The sequence below is a fragment of the uncultured Microscilla sp. genome, assembly GCF_947493425.1.
Classification (GTDB): Bacteria; Bacteroidota; Bacteroidia; order Cytophagales; family Microscillaceae; genus Microscilla.
Genome location: NZ_CANLRP010000242.1, coordinates 1 through 9856, shown reverse-complemented (window position 1 = coordinate 9856; position 9856 = coordinate 1). Strand labels below are relative to the sequence as shown.

9 protein-coding genes are annotated in these 9856 nt (G+C 39.2%); 4 read left to right on the top strand and 5 right to left on the bottom strand.

From position 1 onward, the window contains the following. Positions 1–859: 859 nt before the first annotated feature. Positions 860–1579 carry a hypothetical protein gene (locus tag Q0954_RS31120; RefSeq protein WP_299464916.1) on the top strand — a complete coding sequence of 240 codons (720 nt, stop codon included), beginning with the start codon at positions 860–862 and terminating at the stop codon, positions 1577–1579. Between the two features lie 49 nt (positions 1580–1628). Here the strand turns inward: Q0954_RS31120 and Q0954_RS31115 are convergent, their stop codons facing one another. From Q0954_RS31115 to recQ, 3 genes are read right to left on the bottom strand one after another with little or no spacing between them, the layout of a single operon-like run. Next, positions 1629–2222 (bottom strand): alpha-ketoglutarate-dependent dioxygenase AlkB, encoded by a 594-nt coding sequence (locus Q0954_RS31115; protein WP_299464914.1) that lies wholly within the window; start codon positions 2220–2222, stop codon positions 1629–1631. Between the two features lie 9 nt (positions 2223–2231). Next, on the bottom strand, positions 2232–3134 hold the full coding sequence (locus Q0954_RS31110; RefSeq protein ID WP_299464911.1) for a leucine-rich repeat domain-containing protein: 903 nt from the start codon (positions 3132–3134) through the stop codon (positions 2232–2234). A 24-nt stretch (positions 3135–3158) separates the two neighbouring features. Continuing rightward, the gene (recQ, locus tag Q0954_RS31105; RefSeq protein WP_299464908.1) at positions 3159–5297 is read right to left on the bottom strand and encodes a DNA helicase RecQ; all 2139 of its coding nucleotides are present in this window, start codon (positions 5295–5297) and stop codon (positions 3159–3161) included. Positions 5298–5412: 115 nt separating this feature from the next. Here recQ and Q0954_RS31100 point away from each other — a divergent pair, with 115 nt between their 5' ends. Beyond that, complete coding sequence (locus Q0954_RS31100) at positions 5413–6117, top strand: hypothetical protein (protein WP_299464905.1); 705 nt, start codon at positions 5413–5415, stop codon at positions 6115–6117. A gap of 71 nt (positions 6118–6188) precedes the next feature. Here the strand turns inward: Q0954_RS31100 and Q0954_RS31095 are convergent, their stop codons facing one another. Then, entirely contained in the window at positions 6189–6872 is a 684-nt protein-coding gene (locus tag Q0954_RS31095; protein ID WP_299464903.1) for a YggS family pyridoxal phosphate-dependent enzyme, read from the bottom strand. A gap of 115 nt (positions 6873–6987) precedes the next feature. On the opposite strand from Q0954_RS31095, the gene Q0954_RS31090 reads away from it, so the two are divergent. Next, positions 6988–8550, top strand: coding sequence for a GH3 auxin-responsive promoter family protein (locus Q0954_RS31090; RefSeq protein WP_299464901.1), 1563 nt, complete (start codon positions 6988–6990; stop codon positions 8548–8550). A gap of 188 nt (positions 8551–8738) precedes the next feature. After that, positions 8739–9362 (top strand): LysE family transporter, encoded by a 624-nt coding sequence (locus Q0954_RS31085; protein WP_299464899.1) that lies wholly within the window; start codon positions 8739–8741, stop codon positions 9360–9362. On the opposite strand, the gene Q0954_RS31080 is transcribed toward Q0954_RS31085, so the two are convergent. Next, positions 9359–9769, bottom strand: a complete 411-nt coding sequence (locus Q0954_RS31080) for a hypothetical protein (RefSeq protein WP_299464897.1) — start codon at positions 9767–9769, stop codon at positions 9359–9361. The two genes, Q0954_RS31085 and Q0954_RS31080, sit on opposite strands and share 4 nt — an antisense overlap. Positions 9770–9856: the final 87 nt, after the last annotated feature.

Genomic DNA, 9856 nt, shown 5'->3' with positions numbered 1-9856 from the left:
ACATCTCTCCAGAACAAGTCAATGATGCCCTAAACAGGTTTTCATTTGGTAACGAATAATCTGTAGAGTTTTAAGGTTACTATAGAAATTTATTTTTACACCATTCCTAATATACTAAAAATCTAAGTTTTTTGCCTCTGCAAAATGGGGTTTAATAAAAAAACCCCGGCTCATCAATGAACCAGGGTTTTAAATCATTTTCAGTTTTACTACCATTTACCATTCTACATCTTCTTCACTTTGCTGTCTGTCTCTTCGTGTCTCAACTGAATTAATATTATGTATATTTAATCTATTTGTGGTTAGGCTTAGCTTCATGCTAAGAAATACTTTTGACTTTCTAAATCAGTTATTCAATTCGCCTCTGAAATCTCCCGCGCAATACAGTTTTTCAAATTTGCAAACTCTTTATCCACATTTAATTCCACTTATAGTGAAAGGTATTTTGCCTGATAATTTTTTTCAAGGATCATCACAACCCTTTGTATTTTCTTCATTATATACAGTAGTATAAAATACTGTATTACAATTTGTTAGTTGCTATTTTGAAAACTTGTTAATACAAAGGTAGCTTGCTTAAGTGTATTATTCTAATCAAAACACGGGTCTTCATCACACTTAATATAATATCAACAAAAGTTCATTTTTTAACTAAAAAACAATAAAAACTTACAGTATTTAATTCCACAAAACAACCAAAAAACCAAATATACAACCAAAAAACCAGCACAAAAACCAATAAACAGGCATTAATATCAACATTCAAAATAACATTAGTATATTATTACTAGACAAAAAAGCAGGTATTTTTCGTTAAAACATCATATTACCCACTATTCAAGTACAAAAATTACATTCCATGCGCCCCCAAGCTACCACCAACCTTTCCGTAGAAGAAATAAAACACTTGTTTTACTTGCTCACCAATGACAATGAAAATAATATATACCTTGCCTTTACTCTCATGCAAGGAGTAGGTGTACCACAGGTGTTGTACCAAGAAATGAGAAACTCACGCTACAAACGCTATTTATGCCTAAAAATGGGCTTGGTTGAACCCTTGCAAGCTATAGACATACTTAGGCTAAGCAACCTCAATATGCCACACTTACCCCAATCTATTGGTGACTTGCCACATTTAAGTAGCCTCGATGTTTCGTTCAACGCCCTAAAAAACTGTCCGGAGAGCTTAGGCAACCTACTTCAGTTAAAAGTGTTACACTTACAATACAATCAGTTGCAAAACTTATCCGTCACCAGCATAGGGCAGCTCAAAAACCTACAGTATGTATCATTGGTGCGTAATCAACTACAAGTTTTACCTCCCGAAATAGGACAATGGCAACAGATGAGAGAACTAGATCTTACCAGTAATTTACTACAGGCACTACCCAGTGAAATAGGCAACTTGCATCGCTTGGTAAAGCTACAGTTAAGAAACAATCAGTTGAGTAGGTTGCCCAAAAGCATTCAACAATTGCAACACCTCAAAGCTTTAGACATTCGCTACAATCCATTGCCTCCTATGCATATACAGCAGGTTTGCCAATGGCTGCCTCACACCGATGTCCGATTTTAAGCAACGATGCCATACCGCCGTTATTTTAGAAAGGTTACCGTAGAGGGAGTTATGTCTGAATAATCACCTTGCGAAACGTAAGCGATACCCTGCGACCTCTGACTATTTTTTGCCCTTCAAACATTTCACTTTTATTGGCTCTTATGCTGTGTTGCCACCGATAACGCGCATCACCCGATAGCAAGATGGCGCTTCCAGGAGTTAACAGTACTGGCACATCCAGGTTTTTGTCTGCCAATGAGGTAAAATGCATGACACAGGCTGTACCCAAACTTACCGACATGATGGTATGGTCAAAACAAGGCTCGCAGTCTACATGCCTGGCAATGCCCTGCCCTGGCAGGTATTCATTGATAATCACCTGGTCAAAGTGCTCAGACAAAAGCTGCTTATCTAAAGCTTGCTGCGTTATTTTTTGTGCCCAACCAGGTAATTCGCCCACTTTCATAGAAGCGTCAATCGCTCGTTTTTTATAATCGTACTTGTAACCATAGTGTTGCACCCTTCGCTTAAGGTCGGTTAACCAAGGTAAAGCGTCTATAGCCTCTATCAGAGCAGTTTGGGTTGTTTGATCTATAAAATCTGGAATGTATTGTAAGCCAGGTATTGATTGGGTAAGGTGGTTCATATATAAAATACTCATAAAATAATACTACCAAATATCACACATAGGCAAGTCTTGCCTCAAAGTGTTCATTGCTTTCAAAGAAAGGTGATTGTTTGCTATGTCTAAAAACTGTAAATGGTGTAGTTGTCGTATAGACGCAGGTAACTCTTTGAGGTCATTTAAACGTAAATTAAGCCACTCCAGTCTTGCCAATTGCTGAATAGATTCAGGGATATGATGTATATTGTTTTGAGCCAGGTTTAGTTTCATCAAAGAGGTTAAGGCTGTCACTGCCTCGGCAAAAGTATGTAAATGGTTATGACTCAAGTCTAGTGTTTCAAGGGCTATAAGTTGACTCAAAGTAAGCGGTAAATCTGCTAACTGATTATCTTTTAAGTGCAGCTCGACCAATGCAGACAAACAGCCTATGCGCTCAGGCATCTTGCCTAGTTGATTGGTGTTCAATTTCATTATTTGCAATTGGGTTAAACACCCGATTGCGTCAGGAATCGCTCGCAAACGGTTCTCACTTAGATAAAGCCCTTTAAGCTTGGTCAATTGTCCTATTTCGTCAGGTAACGTAGTCAAATAGTTGGCATCTACACACAAGTATTCCAAACGAACAAGTTGCCCTATATCAGCGGGCAATGCGCTTAATCGGTTATTGGATAAATCAAGCACTTCTAAATGAGTAAATCGGGTAATTTCTGGGGGAAGCACCTCTAAGTGTTGGTTGCTTAAGTCTAGTTCTTTTAGGTGATAACAATAAGCCTCTTCCAACCCATATTTTGCGCACCAAAGCGGATACATTCTCAACTTTGAAGCTATTTTTTTACTATACCTCCCTCCTAACGTCAGACAAAGCTGAAAACCCAGTTCTACATTTTTGGCATCTACACTTGCCAATAGTTGCCCTATTTTCTTATCCATCTCGTCTGGTTTGTTCATTGCTCCCCCCCTTGTTTTTGTTCGTTACTCTCCCAACAAAGCTTTAGCTATTCTAATCTCAAAATAAGAATACTTGCCTCCAAAACGTTCGTGAATGCCCTTGAAACCATCTTCGCCCAAGTCTTGGTGTAATACCTGTTGGATATCGCTCACTGCAGTAGCGCTTGTAAACCTCATCAAATCTACTGAATACCCTTTTTTATACAATGAAATCAAGTGCCCTTCTACAGTCACCGGATTCAGGGCTTTGCCTTCAGCTTTGGCGCGTTCGGCTACAATCTCCTTAGGCGCCAACCCTTGTGTATATAATTGATAAGTAGTGAGGGGTGATGCCCCTTTTACTGTAGCACCTGCCTGATATTGCGCTACTGATACTCGTACTATTTCGTTTATAAAAGTTTGTCCGTACTGCTCCATTTTAGCTTGGGTAACCCCCGACACTTCCAAAAAATCAGCCTTGGTGTAAGGGCGACTATCGCTCATTTCGGTCAAGGTAGCATCATTAAAAATAATGTGAGGAGCTATACTCTGCGAATCGGCTATTTGCTTGCGCAAAGTTCTTAAGGCCTCAAACAACCCTTCTTTTGCCACTGCTTTTTTCGATTTGGGTCGTTCGGCAGGTGCTTTCGCAAACGTTTTTTCGGTGGGTTTTGACAGCAATAGTTTTTGGACTCCTGCCAATATTTGATTGCCCAACTCTGCAGTTTTCAATGCAAGGTTTTGGTCATAGGCAATCTCAAATACTCCCAGGTTAATCATTTGCTGTAAGTAATCACGCCAGTCCTGAAAGCTCACGTCGTTGCCTGCACCAAAAGTTTTGATCTGATGGTAGCCATTTTCTATGATTTGCTGGTTTTTCGCCCCTCGCAATACATCTATCAAGGTATTGATGCCGACTTGCTGCTTAAGGCGCAAGCAAGCCGACAAAGCTTTTTGGGCAAGTATAGTTCCATCAAACTTTTGAGGAGGGTTGCGGCACACATCACAGTTACCACAGTCTTGCCGGAGATTTTCATTAAAATAATTGAGTAAAATACGACGTCGGCAAATATCGGCATCAGCAAACTGTAGCATACGCTCAAGTTTAGCAAACTGCAAGGCTTTGAAACCTTCATTGTCTATATTGTGGATAAATTCCCGCAGTATTTTTACATCGCTGTAGCTATAAAACAAAATAGCATCACTCTTGAGTCCATCGCGCCCAGCCCGACCAATCTCCTGATAGTACCCTTCTACGTTTTTGGGCATATTGTAATGAATCACAAACCGTACATTGGGTTTGTCTATTCCCATACCAAAAGCAATGGTGGCGCAAATAATGTGCGTATCATCTTTCAAAAAACTTTTCTGCACAGCAGCCCGACGGTTGCTGTCCATTTTAGCGTGGTAATAGTCTGCAGAAAACCCTGCATCCTTTAACTTTTGGGCAATTTGTTCAGTGCTTTTACGGCTCAAGCAATAAATAATACCTGATTGGTTGGGGCGGGTTTCCAGGTATTTAATAATTTTCTTGATGCGGTTTTGCCCAGGCGATACATGCAAACGAATATTTTTACGGTCAAACGAGGCGAGAAATGTTTCCGGCTGTTGTAGGTTCAATTGCTTTAAAATATCATTGCGGGTAGTCTTATCAGCTGTGGCAGTCAAGGCTATCACCGGCACACTGGGAAATACCTTCTTGAGCATTTTTAGTTGGGCATACTCTGGGCGAAAGTCGTGCCCCCAGCTTGAGATACAATGGGCTTCATCTATAGCAAACAAGCTGATTTGTAGACGCTGTAGAAACTCAATAAAAGTTCCACTTAACAATTTTTCGGGCGACACATACAAGAGCTTGATTTTGCCATCCATACACTGGCGCTCTATCTCGCTTTGCTCACGGGATGTTTGGGTACTGTTATAAAAAGCGGCTGCTATGTCGTTGCGTTGCAAAGCCTCTACCTGGTCTTGCATAAGGGCTATCAATGGTGAGACTACTATGGCAATGCCATCCATCATCAAGGCAGGCACTTGATAACAAAGCGATTTACCACCTCCAGTAGGCATCAACACAAGGGCATCATTGCCTGCCAGTACTCTTTCTACTATATCTTTTTGTAATGGTCGAAATTGTTTATAACCAAAGTACTGTTGTAGGGTAGCTTCAGGAGAGGCAGTATGCATGCGATAGTTTGTTTAAGTTTTAAAGGTCATCTTCCTCACAAAATTACGGAGTTTATCTTATAATTTATATAAAAATAAGTATCTTCTGATTATCAAAACTTAACAAATCGCTCTTATGTACAAACCTTTTTATTTTTCGCTATTTATTCTTTTTATTTTATACTCCTGTAGTTCCAAACCTTCAGAAACGACATTAAAAAAAATAGAGGAGATAAGAGCACGATTAAAAAAAGCAGTACCTCTTATACCCAAGGCTGGCGATGAAAAACTCATCACACCTGTGATTGGATCTATAGCTGATATTGTAACTTATGACACGATACATAAGAAAGAAGTGTTAGGGTATGAAGGAATAGATTACAAATATTTTATTTCGGTTGCCAACGGAAGTAAAGATGCCATAGAATTGAAGAAGAAACAAAGGTTTTTGTTTTCATCCAACTCCTGGAGAAAACTTGATCCTCATCCATTTGCAGAAAATAAATTTACTGTCGAGCAACATGCGTTTTATGTTAACAAACTACATAGTCTCAAATACATTTGTGTTTCTCGTGTCAAATCGTTTACTCCTGGGAAAGGTGATAAAACCAGTATTACAAAACCTGCCCATTATCAAGTATGGTTTTGGTTGATAGATGTACAAAATAACAACATCGTGGGTAGCCAATTACTTGAAGCCTCATCGGGTGGATATGTTGTCATTATTGGCAATAATGTGGCAGAAGCTCTTGCAAATGATGCACGCAGAAGCATAGTAAATAAACGAAACGATACAATACGCGCCTGGGCAGGCAAACTAAAAAAGAAAGGTAATAAATAAATGAGCATAGGCTACTGGTGGTATGAAAATTTCGAGCCACCAGTTCAAGGATTATGTTTTGTTTTAAAACCTTATTGATTACTATAAACCCTGCTTCCAAAAATAGCGCTTCCTACCCGCACCATTGTACTGCCTTCTTCTATGGCTATCTCATAGTCGCCACTCATCCCCATCGACACTTCCTGTAAATCAACATTCGGCAAGTGGTTAAACTCGGTTTTTATCTCATCAAAAAAGATTTTAAGGCTTCTAAACTCGTTTCTTATCTGGGTTTTGTCATCGGTGAAAGTAGCCATTCCCATGACGCCTACCACACACACATTTTTCATGGCAACAAACTCTTCAGAAGCCAAAATATCTCTAGCTTCGGCAAATGACAACCCAAATTTGGTGTCTTCCTGAGCAATGTGTAGTTGTAAAAGACAATTAATCACCCGGTCACACTTAGCAGCTTGTTTATCCACTTCTTTTAAGAGTTTTGCTTTGTCTACCCCATGCACAAGCGACACAAACGGTGCAATATATTTTACCTTATTGCTTTGCAAATGTCCTATCAGGTGCCACTCAATGTCTTTGGGCAATGCTTCATGTTTTTCTACCATTTCCTGCACCTTATTCTCACCAAACCTGCGCCAGCCAGTGTCATAAGCCTGCTGGATCATTTCGGCAGGTTTGGTTTTACTTACGGCTACTAGTTTTGTGTTAGTAGGTGTAAGTTTTGTGTTAATCTTTTCAATGTTTTGGGCAATATTCATATTAGGTAAACGTAATTAATGTAACTATTTAAGTTTTTTATATAATTATTTAGTTTTTTTGATATAAAGGTCAAAAAAACTTATACTTTTGTACTGTTCAACAAACTGTAAGCATATGCCAATATTAGGTAAATTGCTCAAAGAGGGTATAAAGTTAAGAAAAAGTATAGAGCAAGAAAAAAAGACACCTTTTGATCTTCAAAAAAAACAACTTCTTCAACTACTCTCTTCTGCTAAACAAACTGCTTTTGGTACCCATTACAATTTTAAGGACATCATTCATGCGATCCATAATTCCAAAGGTGATGATTTAAGTTTTTATGAAGCTTACCGAGAGAGTGTTCCAACGTTTGACTATGACACTATTTATAATGAATGGTGGCACCGTGCCCGTAAAGGTGAAAAAGATGTTTGCTGGAAAGGCCCAGTCAAATACTTTGCGCTTAGCTCTGGAACCTCAGGCTCTTCATCTAAACATATTCCTGTTACAAAAGCAATGGTGAAGGCAATTCACCGCACAAGTATTCGTCAAATTCTTTCTCTGTCTAACTTCAAAGACTTGCCAAGCAAACTCTATGGCAAAGGTATGGTAATGCTTGGAGGCAGTACCCACCTTAACCGTAAAGGGGCATTTTTTGAGGGCGACCTCAGTGGAATTACAGCGAGTCAGATTCCTTTTTGGTTTCAGCATTTTTATAAGCCAGGAAAGAAGATTGCTAAAAAAACTGACTGGAATAGCAAGCTAGATGAAATAGCCGAAAAAGCACCTAAATGGGATGTGGGCTTTGTAGTGGGCGTACCTGCCTGGATTCAGATTATGATGGAAAAAATCATTGAACGTCATAACCTGAACCACATTCACGAAATATGGCCAAACCTGATGGTATACACTCATGGAGGGGTATCTTTTGAACCTTACAAAAAAGGGTTTCAAAAGTTATTGGGGCAACCCATTACCTACATAGAAACCTATTTGGCCTCTGAGGGGTTTGTAGCTTTTCAGACTCACCCCAACAGTAACATGCGTTTTGTCCTAAACAACGGCTTGTTTTATGAATTTGTACCCTTTACCGAAGACAACTTCAACGCTAATGGAGAGTTGATTCGCAACCCCAAAACGTACATGATTCATGAAATTGAAGAAAACAAAGACTATGCTTTGTTGCTTTCAAGTTGTGCAGGTGCCTGGCGCTACCTTATTGGTGACACTGTTCGTTTGACCAACCGCGAAAAAAGCGAGATGATTATTACAGGTCGTACTAAGCATTTTTTGAGCTTATGTGGAGAGCACCTGTCGGTTGACAATATGAATAAAGCCGTTGAGTTGGTAGCCAATGAGTGTAATATTGATGTAAAAGAGTTTACTGTAGCTGGTATTCCTCACGAAAACCTGTTTGCCCACAAGTGGTACATAGGCACCAACGACAAGGTTGATCTGGATGTACTCAAATCTAAGATTGACAATAAGCTGAAAGAATTAAACGATGATTATGCGGTAGAGCGTTCAGCCGCTTTGAAAGAGATTTATGTAGAAACTTTACCTACAGATGTTTTTCTTAACTGGATGAAAATGAAGGGGAAAGAAGGCGGACAAAATAAGTTTCCCAGGGTGCTGAAGAGCAACCAATACCAAGAGTGGGAAAGCTACCTGAACCAACATTATCGCACCACTGTATAACACCGTATGTAATTAATTGTACTTTTTGAAAGTGCACCTTACCTGTCCCTCTGATATACAATCAGAGGGATTTTTATTTTGTAATAAAGGAATGAAAGTTAGCCAGTTATGCAAAAATTGAACAAATGAGAGCGAGCATTTCTTACACAAACTTGATATTTAAAGTTGCAAACAACTAACTTTGTTGTATGATATATTTACAAGGGGTACTTTATGGTGTCACACTAGCACTATTAATCGGTCCTGTTTTTTTTGCCCTGCTGCGAGTAAGTATCGAACGTGGTTTTACATCGGGAGCTTGGATGGCACTCGGCATTGCTGTAAGTGAGTCTTTTGTGATAGCACTGGTAGCGGTAGGTGTGGCGCAACTAGCCGAAACCAAAGAATTTCAGTTTTATTTGGGCATTGTGGGTGGTTCTATGATGTTGATATTTGGTTTGTTTCCTTTTTTTAAAAAAGTAAAAAGACGTGCAGAAACTGAAAATAGCATCAGTAAAAAAGCCCAAGGTTATCGTCTTGCTATCGAGGGTTTTTTGTTAAACGTACTCAACCCATCAGTGTATTTATTTTGGATAGGGGCAGTGGCATTTAATAACCACCTCAAAAGCAATGAAATGTTTAGTTTTTTTGCCGGAGCCATTACTACCGTGTTTGTTACTGACTTGCTCAAGGCTTACCTTGCCAACTATATCAGGGGATATTTGACCGAAAAAGTACTGGATAGGGTAAATAAAATTGCTGGTGCTGCTTTGGTATGTTTTGCTTTTTGGTTATTTTACTCTGCATTTTATGGTTTCAAAATGCCTGCTTAAAGCGTTTCTTCCTGGTTTTGTTGTTCTTTTACCTTTTGTTGCACCCACTGAACAGCATCATCTAAGTCTCCGGTAAGGTAATAAGGAAATGGAGGTTTTTTAATGACAAATACGGCAGTGATCATAAAACGGGTAATCATCGACTTGAAGACAAACGCAATGCCTGCTATATTTTTTTTCAAGAGCGTTTCGTGTTTCTTCAAAAACTTGCCTTGTTTGATTCGATATTTCGCGGGTACAAAACCCACTTTTTTTGCTTCCATTACCACCCCTCTACCTTTCTTTTGCTGTACTGCACTCAGGTACAGATTCAAATAATCGTCAAAGCTTTCTTCGGTGGGCTCTTCGCCAGTAAAGTGTAAAATCATTACTGGGTCACGAGAGGTATCTAGTGTTGCGTATTTCATATCTATTTTTTAGGTTAAACGCACTATTGGCGAACGTAAAGCCCTAAAATATTCATCAAGTACTCATCATCCCAACTAGCTTTCTTT

What these genes read in the sequence shown, in the direction of transcription:
- Q0954_RS31090 (WP_299464901.1), top strand. Translation starts at nt 6,988, where the DNA reads ATGCCAATATTAGGTAAATTGCTCAAAGAGGGTATAAAGTTAAGAAAA.
- Q0954_RS31085 (WP_299464899.1), top strand. Translation starts at nt 8,739, where the DNA reads ATGATATATTTACAAGGGGTACTTTATGGTGTCACACTAGCACTATTA.
- Q0954_RS31100 (WP_299464905.1), top strand. Translation starts at nt 5,413, where the DNA reads ATGTACAAACCTTTTTATTTTTCGCTATTTATTCTTTTTATTTTATAC.
- Q0954_RS31120 (WP_299464916.1), top strand. Translation starts at nt 860, where the DNA reads ATGCGCCCCCAAGCTACCACCAACCTTTCCGTAGAAGAAATAAAACAC.
- recQ (WP_299464908.1), bottom strand. Translation starts at nt 5,297, where the DNA reads ATGCATACTGCCTCTCCTGAAGCTACCCTACAACAGTACTTTGGTTAT.
- Q0954_RS31080 (WP_299464897.1), bottom strand. Translation starts at nt 9,769, where the DNA reads ATGAAATACGCAACACTAGATACCTCTCGTGACCCAGTAATGATTTTA.
- Q0954_RS31115 (WP_299464914.1), bottom strand. Translation starts at nt 2,222, where the DNA reads ATGAGTATTTTATATATGAACCACCTTACCCAATCAATACCTGGCTTA.
- Q0954_RS31110 (WP_299464911.1), bottom strand. Translation starts at nt 3,134, where the DNA reads ATGAACAAACCAGACGAGATGGATAAGAAAATAGGGCAACTATTGGCA.
- Q0954_RS31095 (WP_299464903.1), bottom strand. Translation starts at nt 6,872, where the DNA reads ATGAATATTGCCCAAAACATTGAAAAGATTAACACAAAACTTACACCT.